We start from the raw sequence: 19,517 nt of genomic DNA on the forward strand, positions 1-19,517 counted from the left end.
CAGATCCTCTCTTAGCTCAGGCGGCCATCTGTCCCAAAATCCCTGATAACGGACACATTCACTTCACCGATCGGCACAAACCGTGGGACGTGAAGTGTCTACATCCGTTGGCACCACTGTATTGGTTGCACAGGAATCAAACTGTTTGGCGAGAAACGCGGTATCAGTCCGTCCAAAGGCACGTTCTAGGCTGGGTTCGGAGTTGGGCCGTCGCAAAAAACCGAAAGGCGCGCCAGCGATAACCTAAAGAATTGACCCCAAAAGCTCATCGCCGTTACCGGCGCGGCATCTCTGTAAACTCGCTGTGCAGCGTTCAGGGGGAGCCTTTGTTGGGCAAACTTCGTCAGGCTTTTCCGGACTAGAAAACAGAGGAAGAAGTGGTTCCGTAACGCATCTATTCGAAATCGCATGTTCTGTTGGTCAAGGTGCGCGTGTTTGCGGATCGTTGAGATCCCAACAAACCCACCGTGGGAAGGGCAGGCGGCGTAAATTTGGTTGACCGTGCCGGGTAATTATTCAGCTAGACTGACTGCTGTATAAAGCTTCCGAAACCGCGCCAACCGTTCGAACAATGGTGCCATATCCGCCGGTTCAAACATGTCTGTTGTTGGTGGTTGAAGTGCAAGGTCAGCTCTGTCCAATGCACCTTCTCCAAAAGCCGCCAGCCGGGCGGCGCCATATGCCGGACCGGAATCTGCCCCATCCGACCTCACAACCGGTTTTTCGGTCACTGTCGCGATCAGTCTCAACAGCAGTTCTGATCTGCTGCCTCCTCCGATTGCTGCGAGTTCCGGCAATTCTTTAATACTGTCACCGAAACTCTGTGCCGCATCGGCAAAGCAGAAAGCAATCGCTTCCACCACGGAACGGCAGATGTCTGCGCGTGTTGTGGAATCCTCCAGGCCAAAGAAACAGGCTCGGATATGCGGGTCGCCATGCGGGCTACGTTCCCCCGTTAGATAGGGCAGAAAAATTGGTACGCGGTCCCCGCTGACCGTTTCGGCAAGCGCAACAACTTCGGCTGCGGACAATCCCAATTGACCGCCAATCCATGAAATAGGCCTTGCGCCATTCAGCATCGCTGCCATTTGATACCACCGGTCGGGCAAAGTGTGCGCAAAAGCATGTACATAACGTTCGGGATTGGGTTTGTAAGCCCGGTCCGCCACGAACAACTGGCCGGAAGTTCCTAACGAGATGAAACCTCGCCCCGGTTCGGTGGCGCCCAAAGACACTGCCCCGGTTGCTGCATCTCCACCTCCTGCAACGACTGGCGTGCCGGGTTTCAAGCCCGTCTCAGTTGCCGCTTGCGCTGACACAGCCCCAACGCAATTGTGGCCATCGAATATCTGCGGAAGCCAGTCCCCTGCAACATCAGTGGCTTCAACGATACCGGCGTGCCAGTCGCGCGACGCCTGATCGAGCCACAATGTTCCGGCGGCATCGGATGCGTCGGTTACCAACTCTCCATGCAGGCGCAACCCGACATAGTCCTTGGGCAGCAGAATATGGGAAAGCTTTGCATAGTTGGCAGGCTCATGTTTTTTCAACCAAGCAATTTTGGGCGCGGTAAAGCCCGGCAAGGGAGGGACGCCGGCAATATGACCAATCTCCGGCTGGGCCGCGCGTAGGTCCTCACATTCCTGTACTGCCCTGCTGTCATTCCACAGGATTGCCGGGCGGATTGGGTGCAAATCACGGTTCAGCAAAACGGCTCCGTGCATCTGGCCTGACAACCCGATCGCTTTCACCTCGGACAGCGTGATTTGCCCAGATAGTTGGTCCAAGGCGTCGCGTGTCGCCTGCCACCAAAGATCCGGATGCTGCTCTGACCAACCGGGCTGCGGTGAGGACGTTTTTATCGCTACAGAAGACGTCGTCAGAATTCGATCAGTGTCTGCACAGACAAGTTTGACCGCAGACGTTCCGATGTCGATCCCGAGATACATTCAAACCCCTTACCTGCACTAAAGTTCGGAACTTGTCTTGCTATTGATCTTTTTGCCGCGCGCAAAGAATATGTAAAAATAGGATAAGATCAAGGCGGCTCAGGTCGGCAGGCAGACAGGTATGACCAAGATAAAGAACATGGAAGAGTTCGCAGCCCTTAGCGGGATCTCGCGCCCCACGGTGTCCAAGTACTTTCACGACCCAGACAGCGTTCGCCCAACTACACGGGCACGCATAGAAGAAGCACTGGAACAGTTTGACTATCGCCCGAACATCTATGCTGTGAACCAGAACCGCAAGCTGACCAAGAATATCGGCATCGTCGTGCCCTACCTGGCCGATCCGTTTTTCGCTGAAATCGCGCGGTATCTAGAACAAAGCTGTATCGCAGCCGGGTACCGCCCGTTTCTGTTCAGCTCTCATGGCGAACAAAAACTGGAAAACGAAATCCTGGACGGCTTACAATCCTTGAAACCCGCGGGCGTTTTGTTGGCGCCTTTGGGACGTATCTCAGACAAGTCCGCTATTGAGAAATTCTGCGCCAGTGTGCCAACGGTTCTGTTCGACAGTAACCTCGATGGATTGGGCGCAGCGTTTATCGGGTCGGATAATTTCAGCTTTGTGTCTCAGACCGTAGAATACATGACTCGCACCGGCGAGCCGCCTTCGTTTTTCGAAATGCGGACACCTGCGAACCCCAATGCCAACAAGCGACGCAAGGCTTATGTCGACGTAATGGATCGGCTGGGTTTTGAGCCGCATGTGATCAAAATCGAAGGCACAGGTTGGGCCTTTGAAGAGATTGGCCGAAAGGGTGCGCTCAAGGCTTTGGATGAACGCAAGCTGCGCACGGATTCAGTTCTGTGTAGCAATGACCGATTGGCCATCGGCTTTCTGGCGGCGTGTTTCGAACAGGGGATTCGCGTTGGTAGGAAAGACGATTGTACACTGCGGGTGGCGTCGAACGACGATCATCCGTTTGCAAAATTCACCTGCCCGTCACTGACGACCGCCGCGCATGACTATGACAATGTGGCCGCGCGAAGTGTTGAAACACTTTTCGAACTCATTGAAAACGGTGGGAAATTCGAGAGCCGAACAGAAACTCTCTTCCCTGCGCGATTGGTGCTGAGGGAATCTGCATGACGATCTAAAATTAACGCGCGTAAAGTTTTTATTGACGGCGCGACAAATCCTGAACTAGGCTCTCTGCACAGCATCCAAGCTCAGGGAGGACAGGGATGTACTTGAAACACGCACTTCGTGCGGCGACTGCGCTGACTTTCGTCGCAACGGCAGCGGCCCACGCACAATCCATAACGATCGCAACCGTAAACAACGGCGATATGATCCGGATGCAGGGCTATACCGACAAATTCACCGAAGCGACGGGCGTTGAAGTCGAATGGGTGACGCTGGAAGAGAACGTTTTGCGCCAGCGCGTGACCACCGACATCACCACCAAGGGTGGTCAGTTCGACATCATGACAATCGGCATGTACGAAACCCCGATCTGGGGTGCGAACGGCTGGCTGGTTCCGCTGGATGGTTTGTCAGAGGAATATGACGTCGGTGACATCCTGCCTGCTATGTCGGGCGGTCTGAGCCATGACGGAACACTTTTTGCTGCGCCGTTTTACGGCGAAAGCTCGATGATCATGTATCGCACCGACTTGATGGAAAAAGCAGGCATGGAAATGCCCGAAGCGCCAAGCTGGCAATTCATCAAAGAGGCCGCAGCGGCCATGACTGACCGGGACGCCGACATCAACGGAATCTGCCTGCGCGGCAAAGCCGGTTGGGGTGAAGGCGGTGCGTTCATCACGGCCATGTCCAACTCGTTCGGCGCACGCTGGTTCGACGAAGATTGGAAGCCCCAGTTTGATCAGCCTGAATGGTCCGACACGCTGAATTTCTACGTTGAAATGATGACAGAATCCGGTCCCGCAGGCTATGCGACCAACGGGTTCAACGAGAACCTGTCATTGTTCCAACAGGGTAAATGTGGCATGTGGATCGACGCCACTGTTGCGGCGTCATTTGTGACCAATCCCGATGACTCGACCGTTGCGGATAGCGTTGGTTTTGCTCTGGCACCCGACACCGGATTGGGCAAGCGCTCCAACTGGCTTTGGGCTTGGGCACTGGCCATTCCGGCCGGTACACAGCAAGAAGACGCGGCCAAGCAATTCATCGAATGGGCCACTTCAAAAGACTACATCGAGTTGGTCGCAGAAAACGAAGGCTGGGCAAATGTCCCACCGGGCGCGCGATCTTCTTTGTATGAGAACCCGGAATACCAGAAGGTTCCATTTGCCAAGATGACATTGGACTCGATCCTGTCGGCTGATCCGAACAACCCGACGGTCAAGCCGGTGCCATATGTCGGCATTCAGTTTGCGGCGATCCCGGAATTTGCAGGTATTGCGACGCAAGTCAGCCAGGAGTTCTCAGCCGTCTATGCCGGACAGCAAACGGTTGAGGAAGCGCTGGCCAAAGCGCAGGCTTTCACAGCCGAAGAAATGGAAGCCGCAGGGTACTGAGGCCTCCTCCCCGGCGGGCGGGCAGCATTGATGCCCCCCCGCAATTCTCTTCCACGACTCGCGTTTTTCTCGCAGGCTACGCTACGCCTGAAAATAGAGGGTTTGCGTTATGGCAACTCTACATTCCCGCTCGGTTGCTCGCCTGATGATGGCACCTGCAGTGGTCCTGCTGCTTGGCTGGATGCTCGTGCCGCTGACGATGACGCTTTATTTCTCCTTCAAGAAATATCTGCCTCTGCGCGGTGGTGATCTGGGCTGGGTTGGAATTGACAACTACGTTCGGTTCGTGTCGTCCAGCTCCTTCTGGCCCGCAGTTCAGGCAACGCTGGTGATCGTCGGAGGCGTTCTGATCATTACTGTTATCCTGGGCATCCTACTGGCAATGCTTCTGGATCAACCGATGTGGGGCCAAGGTATTGTCCGCATCCTCGTGATCGCGCCCTTCTTCGTTATGCCAACGGTATCCGCGCTGGTCTGGAAGAACATGTTCATGGACCCGGTCAACGGTCTGTTGGCCCACCTGTGGCGCTTTTTTGGGGCCGAGCCGATCTCGTGGTTGTCCGAGGCATCCATGACCTCGATCATCATGATCGTGTCCTGGCAGTGGTTGCCCTTTGCCACGCTCATCCTGCTAACCGCGATCCAATCGCTGGACAGCGAGCAGTTGGAAGCAGCCGAGATGGATGGTGCGCCGGTACTGAAGCGCTTCTACCACATCATCCTGCCGCATCTGAGCCGGGCGATCACCATCGTGATCCTGATCCAAACAATCTTTCTTCTGTCGATCTTTGCCGAAATCTTCGTGACCACCGGCGGCGCATTCGGCACCCGCACACTCACCTACCTGATCTTCCAGCGTGTGCTGGAAAGCCAGAACGTTGGCCTTGGATCAGCCGGAGGTGTCTACGCAATCATCTTAGCCAACATCGTTGCGATCTTCCTGATGCGCATCGTCGGCAAGAACCTGGACGCGTGAGGAGGTAAGACCATGGCCCGCGCTGTCACCACCCGCCGTAAATCGCTGAATACCGCTCTCGCTTGGGCCGTTGGTTTGCTGATCTTTTTCCCGATCCTCTGGACCATCCTGACCAGCTTCAAGACCGAGGCACAGGCGATTGCCAGCCCACCGCTGTTCTTGAACTTCAATTGGACGTTGGAAAACTATGCCATCGTGCAGGAACGCTCGGACTATATGCGGTTCCTGTGGAATTCGGTCATTATCGCCGGGGGCTCGACTGTTCTGGGTGTGATCATCGCCGTCCCCGCCGCATGGGCCATGGCCTTCGTGCCCTCGAAACGCACCAAAGACATCCTACTGTGGATGCTGTCCACGAAGATGCTGCCTGCGGTTGGCGTTCTCTATCCGATCTACCTGCTGTTCATTCGGCTGGGACTGCTGGACACGCGCGGAGGGTTGGTCGTGGTCCTGATGCTGATCAACCTGCCGATCATTGTCTGGATGCTTTACACTTATTTCCGCGAAATCCCCGGCGAAATTCTGGAGGCCGCGCGGATGGACGGGGCGACCTTGAAAGAGGAAATCCTCTATGTCCTGACGCCCATGGCTATCCCCGGGATCGCCTCGACCGTCTTGCTGAACTTCATACTAGCCTGGAACGAGGCGTTCTGGACCCTCAACCTGACCGCCGTCGACGCGGCACCATTGACGGCCTTTATCGCCAGCTATTCCAGCCCCGAGGGCCTGTTCTTTGCCAAACTTAGCGCGGCCTCGACAATGGCAATTGCACCAATCCTGATCCTTGGCTGGTTCAGCCAGAAACAACTTGTCCGCGGCCTGACCTTCGGCGCTGTGAAATAAGGAACACGACACATGGGACGCATCCAACTCAAGTCCGTGACCAAAAGCTTCGGCGATGTGCAGGTCATTCCACCACTTGACCTGACCATCGAAGATGGCGAGTTCACTGTCTTCGTCGGTCCGTCGGGTTGCGGCAAATCAACCCTGCTGCGTCTGATCGCGGGGCTGGAGGACATTACCTCGGGCTCCATCGACATCGACGGCTCTGATGCCACCGATGTCCCGCCGGCGAAACGAGGGCTGGCGATGGTGTTCCAATCCTATGCTTTGTATCCGCATATGACGGTGCGTAAGAACATCGCTTTTCCCCTTCGGATGGCAAAACTGGATCAGGCCGAGATCAACAAACGCGTCGAAGGTGCCGCCAGCGTCCTGAACCTGACCGACTATCTGGACCGCCGCCCAGGACAGCTATCGGGCGGCCAACGCCAGCGGGTTGCCATCGGGCGCGCGATTGTGCGCGAACCGGCGGCATTTCTGTTCGACGAACCTTTGTCCAACCTCGACGCGGCGCTGCGGGTCGGTATGCGGCTAGAGATCAGCGAATTGCACGAACGCCTCGCCACCACAATGATCTACGTAACCCACGATCAGGTCGAAGCCATGACCATGGCCGACAAGATTGTCGTCCTTCAGGCTGGCGTTATCGAACAGGTCGGGAGCCCGCTAGAGCTGTACCGGACACCGCGCAACCTGTTTGTTGCGGGCTTCATCGGCTCCCCCAAAATGAACTTCATTGAGGGCGAAGAGGCCGCGAAACACGGCGCTCAGACCATCGGAATACGGCCTGAGCATATCACAGTTTCAGAAGCCGAAGGGGACTGGTCCGGGGTGGTGAGCGTTTCCGAACATCTGGGCTCGGATACATTTTTCCATGTCCACGAAACCGGGCTGGCCGATACGATCACTGTCCGCGCAGATGGCGAGGTCGGTTTCCGACATGGCGACCGCATTCACCTGACACCACGCGCCGATGTGATCCACCGGTTCGATGCGAAAGGCTTGCGGATCGAATGACACGTCTGGCTGGTAAAACCGCCCTGATAACAGGGGCTGCGCGCGGCATAGGGCTGGCCTTTGCCAAAGCATATGTTGCTGAAGGCGCCCGTGTCGCGATCGCCGATATCGACATCCAGCGCGCGCTGCAGGCCGCGACCGAGATCGGCGTGACGGCTTTAGCAATCGAGATGGACGTGACAAACCAGCAAAGTATCGACGACGCCATCACCCGCACGGCATCCCATTTCGGCCCGATCGACATATTGATCAACAACGCGGCGATCTTCACTGCCGCTCCGATTGTTGAGATTGAGCGCGCCGACTACCAGCGTGTCTTCGACATCAACGTCGCCGGTGCCTTGTTCACCATGCAGGCCGTGGCGCGCCACATGATTGCGCATGGCACCAAAGGCAGGATCATCAACATGGCGTCGCAAGCCGGGCGGCGCGGTGAGCCTCTGGTCGCCGTTTATTGCGCCAGCAAGGCTGCGATCATTTCCCTGACTCAATCTGCGGGCCTGAACCTGATCTCAAATGGGATAAATGTGAACGCGATAGCTCCGGGTGTGGTGGATGGCGAACACTGGGACGGTGTCGATGCGTTCTTTGCCAAACACGAAGACAAACCTTCGGGGCAGAAGAAACGCGAAGTGGCGGCGGCCGTTCCCTATGGCCGCATGGGCCGGGCTGAAGACCTAACCGGGATGGCAGTGTTTCTAGCCTCGGACGAGGCCAAGTACATCGTCGCCCAGACCTACAATGTTGACGGCGGAAATTGGATGAACTGATGACCCCTGTGGCAGATTCAACCCCTCCCATCCAGCTAAGGCGCGACAGGCTTGCAGACCTGCCAGCGATTGTCAGAACCCCTGCTTATCAACGTTCGGACCTGACGCCGGGCATCGTCCATATCGGGCTTGGCAATTTCCACCGCGCCCATCAGGCTTGGTACATTCATCAGCTTTTGCAGCAGGGCCAGGCCCGCGATTGGGCCATCATTGGAGCAGGCGTACGCAGTTATGATGCCAAGATGCGCGAGAAGTTGCAGGCGCAAGATTGTCTGACCACCCTGATTGAGCTGGATCCCAAAGGAGTATCCGCAGAGGTCATAGGCCCGTTGATTGATTACCTGCCGATCGAAGAGGACAACGCCGCGCTTATCCGGGCGATGGCTGATCCGTCTATCCGGATTGTGTCCCTGACTGTGACCGAGGGCGGTTATTTCCTTAGTGCAAGCACCGGCGGTTTGGACACGGATCACGATGATATCCGCTATGATGCCGCAAACCCAAGCCATCCGCGAACGGTTTTTGGCGCAATGGTCGCAGCGCTCGGGATACGCCGCGCGAACGGCTTGTCCCCCTTCACCGCGCTGAGTTGTGATAATCTCCAGGGTAATGGCACTATCCTTCGAAATTGTATTGTAGGACTGGCTCGCCTCTCGGACCCTGATCTAGCCGATTGGATCGACCGGAACGTTGCTTTTCCCAATTCGATGGTGGACTGCATCGTGCCGGCAACGACTGACCAGGTGATTGCGCAATGCCAAGCGTTTGGTGTTGATGATCACGCTCCGGTTTCGCACGAGAACTTTCGTCAATGGGTCATCGAGGATGACTTCTGCGCTGGACGACCGTCGCTTGAACATGTAGGTGTCACACTGACCAAGGATGTTCACGCGTATGAGGCCTTGAAGCTTCGCATATTGAACGGGGGCCACCAACTGCTCGCGAATGTCGGGGAGATACTGAATGTCCCCACGATTTCGGCCTGTATGCAAGACCCCGACATAGCGGCGTTTTTCAGAAAAGTTCAAATCGAAGAAATTCTACCTCAGGTCGACGCTGTTCCTGGAACGACCCCGCAAGAGTACCTTGGGCTGGTTGAACGTCGGTTTGAAAACACTGCAATTCACGACACAACGCGCCGAGTCGCGTTCGACGGATCGGCGCGACACCCTGGGTTCGTTCTGCCCTCGGTGCGTGATGCAATTGCTTCAGGCTCTTCTATAAACGGACTCGCTCTAGCAGAAGCTTTTTGGTGCAGGATGTGCGCAGGGATTCGCGAAGACGGCTCAGAGATCGCCCCCAATGATCCCGTTTGGGAGGATCTGAGAAAAACGGCGCTGGCGGCCAAAGCTGATCCAGGTCTTTGGCTTGAGCAGGACCTGTATTGTGGCGAATTTGGCCATGGTGCACCGTTTATTGCAGCCTTTTCCGGGTGGTTAAACGAGATTTGGAAAAGTGGGAGCAGAGCAGTTCTTGCCCAATATGTCTCCCATAACTCTTTTTCGTACTAGCTTCCTGGAACTTCTAACATGCAACCGCGGAATACATTGATTTTCGCCCCTTTCAGCGGTTGTGGTATGGAGCGGCATTGGTCACCAAGGGCTCGCTGCGAACGTTAGCGGAATTTTGCGAATGATCGCCCAACAGGACACAGCAGCCTTGCTGGTTCTCACAATGGATCAACAAAAACCGCCTCCATCTGATACCCGATATCAAGTGATGAAATACCATCGGAAAATCCAATCGAGCGTACCGTATCACCCCTAACCAATTGCCCAGAAATAGCCACCGCCTGGAATAAGCCGTTTACTAAAAAACCTTCCGGATAATTGACCACTATCATTTGATTTCGCGACGGAGGGGGTGTGTGAACACATGCTCCTGCAAAAGGAACCAAAACAAACTCAGTTATCTTTGTGTCGGTGAAGTTCAGAGGTAAAACGAAGCCGGAAATTTCAATAGATTGACCCATAAGACGATCATTCAGGACATTGCGACTGGAGTCCATCATTTTGCCGAACTCTGCTACATCAGTAACTTTGGCAGCGCCGTCGATGCCAACACTGTTTAGCGCCGACAGTGCTATTTTTTCGCCCTGTAGCACATGCGGGGAAAGAGCTTTACCGGCTTCCCGCATCTCTGCTGTATGCACAAGAACTCCCACCAGTCTGGCTTCGTCTGCGGTTAGGCCGTAATACGGGTTCTTCTGCGAAGATAAGTTGTTACCTAAATCACTCCAATCGACCGGTCGAGCAGGCCCGGCGAAACTTGCTGAACCTAGCAACGTGAGGATCAGCATTATTGACGGAATTCGCATTGGCTCCGCTTTAATTGGCAAACGGGTTTGGTATTGTGATGTCTTCGGTTAAAGGCCACTCGCGTACAAGCTCTGGCTTCTTCTCAGGTGGATACCAGAGTTCTGGGTCTATCTCGTTGGCCTCAATAGTTTCGTTAATCACATCGTAAACTTGATGTTTTGGAGCGGGGAACGTGATCTCATCATCTGTATACACTGGTCGTGGCACCTGATTGGATTCACCTGTGACCCCCTCGCGCCACCATACTTTTCCGTCACCGTGCAAGTTGAAAACGACGAGGTCAGGCGCACCGAACGCAAACGCTCCTTTATAATGGTAGCGCACCTCGGCAACCGTTTCGTTGTTGAAAACATCGTCATAGCTGTAGTGCGAGGCGACACAGACTTTAGGCTGAGTCTGCTCACAGATATAACCTAGGCCATAGGCTGGCGTGTGCGATGTGTCGATTGTGTACGCCGCCATTGCAGCCGGCATTCCCAGTGCACGAGAGGTAACAGAGACAGTGGCGGTTTGAACTTCGCTGATCAGCATGTCCACGCCTCCACAATACTTTATCGTCAAGCTGTTCGGACGGTTGTCACCTGTGTAGCAAAGGCTTTTACCATTCCAATCCAATCTGTAGCTCGTCGCGCCATCTTTGGTGTGCGATGTTGGCCAATGGGTGACTTTGACCCCGTTGGCTTCGTACACCGTCCCACCTTCATCCATGTAGTCGAATTCCACTACATTAGGGTTATAGCCTTCGCCGACAGGCCAGGCATTAAAGCTATCTTGGTGCCACGATGTCATGGCCATCATGCTGTCGACGAAATGCTGCGTTCCATACTGAGGTTCGGACCCGCTCGGGCCGTAAATATTCAATGGTGTGTAACCACCTTGAATGGGACGGAACATCGTGAAGTAGGGCAGGTCGCTCACGTGATCCATATGAAGGTGGGAAATGAAGACGTGATTGATTGTATTGAAGGGAACGGAGAAGCTGTTGTAGTTCCGCAGTGAACCAATCCCCATGTCAAAAACGAAACGATCACCGTTTCCGAGTTCTACATAAATGCTCATCCCGGATTGATCCTGTGATGGGTAGTATGTCGAACCCATGAAGCTCACGCGGATCTCATTGTCCTGCAATTCTTCAGTTCCGGGATAGTAAAGCATGGCTGCATTAAAATGGGATGCAGCTTCGACGTAAGGCACCATCGTCTCGCCTTCAATCCATCGTCCTTCAGGATTTCCCGCTTGGTTGAAGAACTCGATTGCTTTCTGCATCTCTGGGGTTGGCTGCTCCTGAGCAAGCGCTTCGATTGACTGGGAAAAAGTCAGAAAACCCGCGGCGCTGACTGTCTTCAATCCGTTCATGATAAGTGCCCCTCTTGTCCCGTGCAGATTGCTTTGGGAGGTTAACCGAGGATAACGGATTTTCAAAACGTGCTTCCGTTGCGGCTACTGAAAGTAGGGCTTCCCGAGGCATAGCTCAAAGCAGTCGGTGAAGCGTCATGGACAAGATGCCATATGCGAACGACTGGCTAGAGATCAATATAACTAGTCCGGTCTTAATAGGGCAGTGCGAAAGGTGGGCTGGACTTACAACCTGACCAATCGCAGTCCTTTCCCGTTTCCTGCTTCAAATCTATGCACGCTTCATCGACTTCTTCTTCTAGATATGCGCGATCGTCGTCGGCCTCGTCTTCCAACTCGTCGCAAACTTCGTCTTGGGTTCTTTGTTGTTCAGGACGGGCCGCTTGGGCGGCAGAATTGTCTGATGCCGATGATTGGCAACACGCGCTGCCCGGAACCGCCAGGGGCGGTGAGGCAATGATCATCGGATTCGAAGACCTGACCGTTGCAGGGGGCTTTGATTTCGAAGATGTTGTCTTCTTCGTTACCCGTGTTGAGGCGGACGCCGTTTAATCTGGCGTATAGCGGGCGCAAGTAAATCAACGACAGGATGATAAAGCCGAAGGAGATTTCGGCTTCGTTCCGCGTTCAAATTCACCAAGACACAACAAAATCAAGCGCGGGCTGCGTGCCTGCCCAACTGTTGAAGGCCGCTGAGGACAAGGCGATCCCTCGCAACTTTCCCAAGTTGATGAAAAAATATCTTGCAACCGGTTGCAAAGAGAAACATGCTGCGCGCGAAGACTGGATTTGGAGAAGCTGCATGCTCAAGATCGGATTGTTAGGGGCCGGACGGATTGGCCGTGTACATGCGCAAGCCATCAGTGAGCATCCTAAAAGCGTATTGGCTGCGGTGTCAGATGCCGTTCCCAAAGCGGCAGAAAGTCTGGCGGGAGAATATCAGGCCGAAACACGCAGTTCGGAAGACATCATCGCGGATGCGTCCATTGATGCGGTTCTGATTGCCACGCCCACCGATACACATTCCGACCTCATCGAGGCGGCGACTCGCGCGGGAAAAGCCGTACTTTGCGAAAAACCCGTCGATCTGGACCTGAATCGGGCTATTGCGTGTCAGACAAACGCATCGGAAACCGGTCAGCCGGTTATGGTCGGGTTCAACCGTCGGTTTGATCCCAATTTCTCGGCACTAAAAGCCTCGTTCGAGGCAGGAGAGATTGGCAAGGCGGAATTGCTATCGATCACGTCCTTTGACCCGGCCCCGCCACCTATCAGCTACGTCAAAGTCTCGGGCGGTTTGTTCCGGGATATGATGATCCACGATTTCGACATGGCAAACTATTTGATGGGGCAGTTGCCCACAGTGATTTCAGCTGTCGGAACATCAGTTGTCGACCCTGAGATTGGTCAGGCGGGGGACTATGATACCGCTGTTGTTACAATGACTTACGCAGATGGTCGGGTCGCTGCAATCAAGAATTCTAGACGCGCCGTGTATGGTTATGACCAGCGGGTTGAGCTGTTGGGGTCGAAGGGGCTGCTTCAGGCGCACAACATCCTGGAAAACTCGGTGGTGAAGTCGACGGTGGATGGTGTTGTCGGTGCCAAGCCGACCTACTTTTTCCTGGAACGTTACATGACTGCTTACCGGACAGAATGGGGCGCATTTGTTGACGCCGTACAAGCCGGGTCGGATATGCCGGTTACTCTGGAAGACGGCGTCGCAGCACTGGCGATGGCCGAAGCTGCGACCCGTTCGGCGCGTTCCGGAATGCCGGTCATGCTGAGTGATGTTTTGAAACCGGTTGCAAAATGATCGGATTTCCTGAAACTGGACACAGCCCCGGTTCACTTGGGGGCGGAGGAGATTCGGCCAATGCCGAATGACTGGGGCTGAAGCCCAGACAATACGATTGACAGTTCTATTGGGAGGAATGGAAATGAAAACGTTCGTAAAAGGGGTTCTGATGGCCAGCGCCGTCGCATTCGCCGGTGCCACTGGCGCGGCAGCGGAGGGCGAGAAGTACATTCTGATCAGCCACGCCCCGGACAGTGACAGCTGGTGGAACACCATAAAAAACGGCATCGCCTTGGCGGGCGAGCAAATGGGCGTTGAGGTTGAATACCGCAACCCGCCGACCGGTGACCTTGCAGACATGGCGCGGATCATTGATCAGGCCGCAGCATCGGGACCAAACGGCATCATCACTACCCTGGCTGACCCGGACATTCTGGAAGGCCCGATCAAGGCGGCCGTGGATTCTGGTATCGACGTCATCATCATGAACACCGGGACACCGGAAAAGGCGCGTGAAGTTGGCGCGCTGATGTATGTTGGCCAGCCTGAATATGACGCCGGTTTCGCTGCAGGCCAACGGGCCAAAGACGATGGCATCGGATCCTTCCTGTGTGTGAACCATTACATCGTGCAGCCGTCCAGCCAGGAACGTTGCCAGGGCTTTGCCGACGGTCTGGGTATCGAGTTGGGCGAGCAGATGATCGACGCGGGTCAGGACCCGGCCGAGATTAAGAATCGTGTTCTGGCGTATCTGTCGGCCAACCCTGAAACAGAAGCAGTTCTGACGCTTGGCCCGACCTCGGCGGACCCGACCATTCTGGCGCTGGAAGAAAACGGCATGGCCGGCGACATCTACTTTGGCACCTTTGACTTGGGTGGCGAGATCGTCAAAGGCATCAAAAGCGGCGTGATCCAGTGGGGCATCGACCAGCAGCCCTTCCTGCAGGCTTACCTGCCGGTTGTCGTGATGGCCAACTACCACCGTTACGGCGTTCTGCCGGGCAACAACATCAACTCGGGTCCCGGTTTCGTGACCGCAGACGGGTTGGAAAAGATCGAAGAATTCGCGGGCGAATACCGCTGATTTTTGAAACGGTGCGGACGCCGGATGTGTGTCCGCACCCCATCATAAAAGCATTCAGAACGAAGCGCGAAGGAGGCAACAATGGCTGAGTCAGCGCAAACCGTAAGCGGCGGCGACGAGCGGATCAAAGAGATCTCACCCCTGCGCCGAGCCCTGATCCGCCCGGAATTGGGTGGCATGGTCGGCACGGTGGCAGTGTTCACGTTTTTCCTGCTGTTCGCCTTTGATAGCGGCATGTTCACCGCTCAGGGAGTGATGAACTGGTCCGTGGTCTCTGCTCAGTTCATGATCATTGCCGTAGGTGCGTGTTTGTTGATGATCGCGGGCGAATTTGATTTGTCCGTTGGTTCGATGATCGGCTTTGCAGGCATGATGATCGCGATCTTTTCCGTCACGCTCAGCTGGCCGGTCTGGATGGCCATTATTGTAACCTTCGCGCTTTGCGTATCGATCGGGGCGGTCAACGGGTACATTGTCGTGCGTACCGGCCTGCCCAGTTTTATCGTGACGTTGGCATTCCTGTTCATTCTGCGCGGCTTCACCATCTACCTGCCTCAGACCATCGAGCGGAAAACCATCATCGGCGGTATCCGCGACGTGGCCGAGGGCGACTGGCTGGCGTCGGTGTTCGGCGGCAAAGTTGGGCAGGGCTTTTTCGTCTGGCTCGGTGACAACGGCCTGATCGAAACCTTTGAACGCGGCACGCGTCAAGGTCAGCCTGTGGTCGACGGTATTCCGATGCTGCTGATTTGGGCACTGGTGATCATCATCTTTGGTCATGTGCTGCTGACCAAAACCAAATTCGGAAACTGGATCTTTGCCTCGGGCGGAGACGCCGAGGCCGCAAGGAACTCGGGTGTTCCTGTGAACCGGGTCAAAGTTCTGATGTTCATGTTTACCGCCTTCTGTGCGACCGTCTTTGCGACCTGTCAGGTGATGGAGTTCGGCTCGGCCGGTGCGGACCGGGGCCTGCTCAAAGAGTTCGAGGCCATTATCGCGGTGGTGATCGGTGGCGCGTTGCTGACCGGCGGCTATGGCTCGGTTCTGGGTGCGGCTCTCGGGGCACTGATCTTTGGTGTGGTTCAGCAGGGGTTGTTCTTTGCAGGGGTCGAAAGCTCGCTGTTCCGGGTGTTCCTTGGCGTGATCCTGCTGGGCGCCGTAATCCTGAACACCTACATCCGTCGCATCATCACGGGAGAACGGTGAGATGACCGAAGATACCAAATTCCATCACGGCGACGCCCAGGACCAGAAACCGATCATTCGGATGGTAGACATTCAGAAACACTTTGGCTCTGTGATCGCCCTTGCCGGTGTCAGCTTTGATCTGAAACCTGGGGAGTGTCACTGTCTGCTGGGCGACAATGGTGCGGGCAAATCGACCTTCATCAAGACCATGTCCGGAGTCCACAAACCAACAGCGGGTGAGATCTTCTTCGAAGATAAGCCCATGCATTTCGAAGACCCGCGTGACGCCATTGCAGCCGGGATCGCGACGGTACACCAGCACCTGGCGATGATCCCGTTGATGAGTGTCAGTCGGAATTTCTTCATGGGCAACGAACCCACGCGCAAGGTCGCCGGGATCAATTTCTTCGACAAGAAGCTGGCCGATGAAATCACCATGGAAGAGATGCGCAAGATGGGCATCAACCTGCGTGGACCGGACCAGGCCGTAGGTACCTTGTCCGGTGGTGAGCGTCAGACAGTTGCAATTGCTCGTGCGGTTCATTTCGGCGCAAAGATCCTGATCCTGGACGAACCAACTTCGGCGTTGGGCGTGCGCCAGACGTCCAATGTTCTGGCGACCATCGACAAGGTGCGCAGTCAGGGTGTGGGTGTGGTTTTCATCAGCCACAACGTGCGTCACGCGCTGGCCGTCGGCGATCGCTTTACCGTGTTGAACCGGGGCCAGACGCTGGGCACCGCGAAACGGGGCGAAATCTCACCCGAGGAACTGCAGGACCTGATGGCAGGTGGTCAGGAGCTGGCCGAGCTGGAAGGGTCTTTGGGCGGCACGGTCTGACGCGTTCCCGCTTGGACTGTACATATTTGAGAAACTGGAATTCAACCGATTGGCCGGGGTGGCCTTAAGTTGAAAGGGATCACAATGGGCAAGACAATCAGACTGACCGCAGCGCAAGCTTTGGTCCGCTATCTGGGCGCGCAGATGAATGAGGCCGGAGAGCCATTCATAGCAGGTGTCTGGGCTATTTTTGGTCACGGCAATGTGGCCGGGCTGGGTGAGGCGTTGCATGCCGTAAAGGACAGCCTGCCGACCTATCGCGGCCACAATGAACAAACCATGGCGCATTGTGCCATCGCCTATGCCAAGCAAATGCGACGTACGAGGGCCATGGCTGTAACCTCGTCCATCGGGCCGGGTGCAACCAATATGGTGACGGCGGCCGCGCTGGCCCATGTGAACCGGTTGCCGGTTCTTATCATTCCCGGCGATGTCTTCGCGACACGAGGTCCCGATCCTGTGCTGCAACAAATCGAGAGTTTTGGCGACGGTACGGTCAGCGCCAATGATTGCTTCAAACCAGTCAGCCGGTACTTTGATCGCATCTCACGGCCGGAACACCTGCTGACCGCGTTGCCGCGCGCGTTCCGCACCATGACGGACCCCGCTGAATGTGGGCCGGCGACTTTGGCTTTCTGTCAGGACGTTCAGGCCGAGGCGTACGATTATCCGGAAAGCTTCTTTGAACCGCGTGTCTGGTATCAGCGCCGCATCCGTCCGGATGAAGGCGAACTGGCCCGCGCTGTCGCGGCCATCAAGGTGGCCAAACGTCCGGTCATCGTCGCAGGGGGTGGGGTGCACTATTCGGGCGCGACGGATGCGCTGCAGAGTTTCGTGGAAACGCACAACATCCCGATTACGGAAACGCAGGCTGGTAAGTCCGCCTTGGCATGGGATCACCCGTTGAACCTTGGACCTGTAGGCGTGACCGGTGGCGAACCGGCTAACTCGGTCTGCGCCGAGGCGGATCTTGTGCTGGCCGTTGGCTCTCGGTTGCAAGACTTCACCACCGGGTCTTGGGGCCTGTTTTCCAATCCGGAACGCGAGATGATCTGCCTGAATACGGCTGCCTATGACGCGGAAAAACACGGCGCTATGCCGTTGCAATCGGACGCGCGTGTTGGGCTGGAGGAATTGGGCGCAGCATTGCAGGGATACCGCGCCGATCCTGTGACGGCCCCGCTGAAGGCCGAATGGTACGGCAAGGTCGACAAGCTGACTGACGCGCCGGGCGACGGAAACGCGCTTCCAACAGATATGCAGGTTGTTGGCGCGGTTCAGCGGGCGTCACATGACGATACAGTTGTCATGTGCGCGGCGGGAACCATGCCGGGAGAACTCCACAAACTCTGGAAAGCGCCGCGCCCTGGTGCCTATCACATGGAGTACGGCTTTAGCTGCATGGGCTATGAGATTGCCGGCGCAATGGGAATTAAAATGGCTCAACCGGATCGCGATGTGATCTGCTTTACCGGCGACGGCACCTACATGATGGCGAATTCGGAAATGGCGACGGCGGCGATGATGGGTGTCTCGTTCACCGTAGTCATTACCGACAACCGTGGCTTTGGCTGCATCAACCGTCTTCAGATGGGCACTGGCGGAGCCGAGTTTAACAACCTTCTGGACCATGCAGTGCATGAGAACCCCTCGGCCATTGATTTCGCGGCCCACGCGGCGGCGATGGGGGCGACATCCGTCAAGGTTAGCTCGGTTGCTGAACTGGAAGGCGCGCTTGCCAAACGGGGCGATGTCAAAGGGCCCTATGTGGTTGTCATCGACACTGATCCGTACCCCTCGACCGAATACGGCGGTACGTGGTGGGAAGTGGCAGTTCCGGAAGTCAGCATCCGCCCCGAAGTGAACGAAAAACGCGCAGCCTATGAGCTGGCGATTAAGGAAAGAAACACGAGATGAGCGTGAAAATCGGGATTTCTCCGATCGCCTGGCAGAATGATGATTTGCCGGACCTGACGGCGGCTTACACGATGGAACAAGCACTGAAGGAAGCGCGCGAGATCGGTTATGTCGGTGTCGAACGCGGCCAGCGTATGCCCAGTGATACCGAAGGGTTACGCGCCTATCTCGAAGGCAATAACATCGCGCTGTGCGGCGGGTGGTGCTCGGGCGCGTCGCTGGTCAACGATTTCGCGACAGAGCGCGAAGCGGTGCGCGAACAGGTTGAGCAGTTTGTTGCCCTGAATAGCCCGTGCATCGTCTATGCCGAGTGTTCGAACACCGTTCAGGGGCAGGCTGAGACCCCGGTCAATAACCGACCCAAACTGTCCAAGGACGAGGTTCTGGTCTATGCCGCCAAGATCACCGAACTGGCCAAATGGATGGGCGATCAGGGGATGCCGATGGCCTACCACCACCACATGGGCACGATCATCGAGACCGAGGATGACGTGAACTGGCTGATGGAAGGATCAGGACCTGAGGTAAAACTGTGCTTTGACACTGGCCACCTGTTGTTCGGCGGTGGCGATGTCATGGCGACCTTGAACCGTTGGGGGGACCGGGTCCATCATGTTCATTTTAAGGACATCCGTCCAACGGTTGTTCAGGATGTGCGTGAAAACGACCGCAGTTTTCTGGATGCCGTTGTTGCCGGTGCGTTCACTGTCCCGGGTGACGGGTGCATCGATTTTCAGGCGGTGGCGAACGCTTTGAAATCCATGGACTACGACGGCTGGATCGTGGTCGAGGCCGAGCAAGACCCGGCCAAGGCACCGCCCTACGAATACTCTAAGAAGGGCTACGAGCATATTCTCGAGGTCTGCGCGAAAGCAGGATTGGAGGTCCAAGCGTAACGATCGACCCCGCGGGGCGACAC

The 19,517-nt window shown here is 55.9% G+C and carries 17 protein-coding genes; 14 read left to right on the plus strand and 3 right to left on the minus strand.

Features of this window, described 5'->3' with window-relative positions:
• Positions 1-512: 512 nt before the first annotated feature.
• Entirely contained in the window at positions 513-1,949 is a 1,437-nt protein-coding gene (gene xylB, locus GOV88_RS19760) for a xylulokinase (RefSeq protein ID WP_171241468.1), read from the minus strand.
• 121 nt (positions 1,950-2,070) lie between these two features.
• On the opposite strand from xylB, the gene GOV88_RS19765 reads away from it, so the two are divergent.
• The 7 genes from GOV88_RS19765 (at position 2,071) to GOV88_RS19795 (ending at position 9,610) form a co-directional block, all read left to right on the plus strand.
• Positions 2,071-3,096 (plus strand): LacI family DNA-binding transcriptional regulator, encoded by a 1,026-nt coding sequence (locus tag GOV88_RS19765; RefSeq protein WP_170787019.1) that lies wholly within the window; start codon positions 2,071-2,073, stop codon positions 3,094-3,096.
• Between the two features lie 95 nt (positions 3,097-3,191).
• Positions 3,192-4,493, plus strand: a complete 1,302-nt coding sequence (locus GOV88_RS19770; RefSeq protein WP_171127046.1) for a sugar ABC transporter substrate-binding protein — start codon at positions 3,192-3,194, stop codon at positions 4,491-4,493.
• Between the two features lie 109 nt (positions 4,494-4,602).
• Positions 4,603-5,469 (plus strand): carbohydrate ABC transporter permease, encoded by an 867-nt coding sequence (locus tag GOV88_RS19775; RefSeq protein WP_171241469.1) that lies wholly within the window; start codon positions 4,603-4,605, stop codon positions 5,467-5,469.
• Between the two features lie 12 nt (positions 5,470-5,481).
• Positions 5,482-6,312, plus strand: a complete 831-nt coding sequence (locus GOV88_RS19780) for a carbohydrate ABC transporter permease (protein WP_170448185.1) — start codon at positions 5,482-5,484, stop codon at positions 6,310-6,312.
• Between the two features lie 12 nt (positions 6,313-6,324).
• A complete protein-coding gene (locus GOV88_RS19785; protein ID WP_171241470.1) occupies positions 6,325-7,329 on the plus strand; it encodes an ABC transporter ATP-binding protein in 1,005 nt (334 codons plus the stop codon).
• Positions 7,326-8,099, plus strand: a complete 774-nt coding sequence (locus GOV88_RS19790; RefSeq protein WP_171241471.1) for an L-iditol 2-dehydrogenase — start codon at positions 7,326-7,328, stop codon at positions 8,097-8,099. Before GOV88_RS19785 ends, GOV88_RS19790 begins: the two co-directional genes overlap by 4 nt.
• Positions 8,099-9,610 (plus strand): mannitol dehydrogenase family protein, encoded by a 1,512-nt coding sequence (locus tag GOV88_RS19795; protein ID WP_171241472.1) that lies wholly within the window; start codon positions 8,099-8,101, stop codon positions 9,608-9,610. The genes GOV88_RS19790 and GOV88_RS19795 overlap by 1 nt, the downstream gene beginning before the upstream one ends.
• Positions 9,611-9,768: 158 nt before the next feature.
• On the opposite strand, the gene GOV88_RS19800 is transcribed toward GOV88_RS19795, so the two are convergent.
• Together GOV88_RS19800 and gntH are read right to left on the minus strand one after the other, a co-directional pair.
• Positions 9,769-10,416 carry a DUF3299 domain-containing protein gene (locus tag GOV88_RS19800; protein ID WP_171241473.1) on the minus strand — a complete coding sequence of 216 codons (648 nt, stop codon included), beginning with the start codon at positions 10,414-10,416 and terminating at the stop codon, positions 9,769-9,771.
• A gap of 10 nt (positions 10,417-10,426) precedes the next feature.
• On the minus strand, positions 10,427-11,773 hold the full coding sequence (gntH, locus tag GOV88_RS19805; protein ID WP_171241474.1) for a guanitoxin biosynthesis MBL fold metallo-hydrolase GntH: 1,347 nt from the start codon (positions 11,771-11,773) through the stop codon (positions 10,427-10,429).
• A gap of 396 nt (positions 11,774-12,169) precedes the next feature.
• Between gntH and GOV88_RS20815 the strand changes: the two genes are divergently transcribed.
• The 7 genes from GOV88_RS20815 (at position 12,170) to iolE (ending at position 19,494) form a co-directional block, all read left to right on the plus strand.
• Complete coding sequence (locus tag GOV88_RS20815; RefSeq protein ID WP_254449280.1) at positions 12,170-12,325, plus strand: DUF4114 domain-containing protein; 156 nt, start codon at positions 12,170-12,172, stop codon at positions 12,323-12,325.
• 250 nt (positions 12,326-12,575) lie between these two features.
• Positions 12,576-13,589, plus strand: coding sequence for an inositol 2-dehydrogenase (iolG, locus tag GOV88_RS19815; RefSeq protein WP_171241476.1), 1,014 nt, complete (start codon positions 12,576-12,578; stop codon positions 13,587-13,589).
• A gap of 124 nt (positions 13,590-13,713) precedes the next feature.
• The gene (locus tag GOV88_RS19820; protein ID WP_170427125.1) at positions 13,714-14,655 is read left to right on the plus strand and encodes a sugar ABC transporter substrate-binding protein; all 942 of its coding nucleotides are present in this window, start codon (positions 13,714-13,716) and stop codon (positions 14,653-14,655) included.
• A gap of 81 nt (positions 14,656-14,736) precedes the next feature.
• Positions 14,737-15,861 carry an ABC transporter permease gene (locus GOV88_RS19825; protein WP_171212805.1) on the plus strand — a complete coding sequence of 375 codons (1,125 nt, stop codon included), beginning with the start codon at positions 14,737-14,739 and terminating at the stop codon, positions 15,859-15,861.
• A 1-nt stretch (position 15,862) separates the two neighbouring features.
• On the plus strand, positions 15,863-16,681 hold the full coding sequence (locus GOV88_RS19830) for an ATP-binding cassette domain-containing protein (protein WP_170466954.1): 819 nt from the start codon (positions 15,863-15,865) through the stop codon (positions 16,679-16,681).
• A gap of 84 nt (positions 16,682-16,765) precedes the next feature.
• Positions 16,766-18,598, plus strand: coding sequence for a 3D-(3,5/4)-trihydroxycyclohexane-1,2-dione acylhydrolase (decyclizing) (gene iolD, locus GOV88_RS19835; RefSeq protein ID WP_171241477.1), 1,833 nt, complete (start codon positions 16,766-16,768; stop codon positions 18,596-18,598).
• On the plus strand, positions 18,595-19,494 hold the full coding sequence (gene iolE / locus GOV88_RS19840; RefSeq protein WP_171241478.1) for a myo-inosose-2 dehydratase: 900 nt from the start codon (positions 18,595-18,597) through the stop codon (positions 19,492-19,494). The genes iolD and iolE overlap by 4 nt, the downstream gene beginning before the upstream one ends.
• Positions 19,495-19,517: the final 23 nt, after the last annotated feature.

The organism is Ruegeria sp. HKCCA5491, from assembly GCF_013034565.1.
GTDB lineage: Bacteria > Pseudomonadota > Alphaproteobacteria > Rhodobacterales > Rhodobacteraceae > Ruegeria.

Bases quoted from the DNA above. Each gene is read 5' to 3' on its own strand.
- iolG (WP_171241476.1), top strand. From the start codon at position 12,576: ATGCTCAAGATCGGATTGTTAGGGGCCGGACGGATTGGCCGTGTACAT.
- GOV88_RS19785 (WP_171241470.1), top strand. From the start codon at position 6,325: ATGGGACGCATCCAACTCAAGTCCGTGACCAAAAGCTTCGGCGATGTG.
- GOV88_RS19820 (WP_170427125.1), top strand. From the start codon at position 13,714: ATGAAAACGTTCGTAAAAGGGGTTCTGATGGCCAGCGCCGTCGCATTC.
- GOV88_RS19800 (WP_171241473.1), bottom strand. From the start codon at position 10,416: ATGCGAATTCCGTCAATAATGCTGATCCTCACGTTGCTAGGTTCAGCA.
- GOV88_RS19830 (WP_170466954.1), top strand. From the start codon at position 15,863: ATGACCGAAGATACCAAATTCCATCACGGCGACGCCCAGGACCAGAAA.
- GOV88_RS19790 (WP_171241471.1), top strand. From the start codon at position 7,326: ATGACACGTCTGGCTGGTAAAACCGCCCTGATAACAGGGGCTGCGCGC.
- xylB (WP_171241468.1), bottom strand. From the start codon at position 1,949: ATGTATCTCGGGATCGACATCGGAACGTCTGCGGTCAAACTTGTCTGT.
- iolE (WP_171241478.1), top strand. From the start codon at position 18,595: ATGAGCGTGAAAATCGGGATTTCTCCGATCGCCTGGCAGAATGATGAT.
- GOV88_RS19795 (WP_171241472.1), top strand. From the start codon at position 8,099: ATGACCCCTGTGGCAGATTCAACCCCTCCCATCCAGCTAAGGCGCGAC.
- GOV88_RS19770 (WP_171127046.1), top strand. From the start codon at position 3,192: ATGTACTTGAAACACGCACTTCGTGCGGCGACTGCGCTGACTTTCGTC.
- GOV88_RS19765 (WP_170787019.1), top strand. From the start codon at position 2,071: ATGACCAAGATAAAGAACATGGAAGAGTTCGCAGCCCTTAGCGGGATC.
- iolD (WP_171241477.1), top strand. From the start codon at position 16,766: ATGGGCAAGACAATCAGACTGACCGCAGCGCAAGCTTTGGTCCGCTAT.
- GOV88_RS19780 (WP_170448185.1), top strand. From the start codon at position 5,482: ATGGCCCGCGCTGTCACCACCCGCCGTAAATCGCTGAATACCGCTCTC.
- GOV88_RS19825 (WP_171212805.1), top strand. From the start codon at position 14,737: ATGGCTGAGTCAGCGCAAACCGTAAGCGGCGGCGACGAGCGGATCAAA.
- GOV88_RS19775 (WP_171241469.1), top strand. From the start codon at position 4,603: ATGGCAACTCTACATTCCCGCTCGGTTGCTCGCCTGATGATGGCACCT.
- gntH (WP_171241474.1), bottom strand. From the start codon at position 11,773: ATGAACGGATTGAAGACAGTCAGCGCCGCGGGTTTTCTGACTTTTTCC.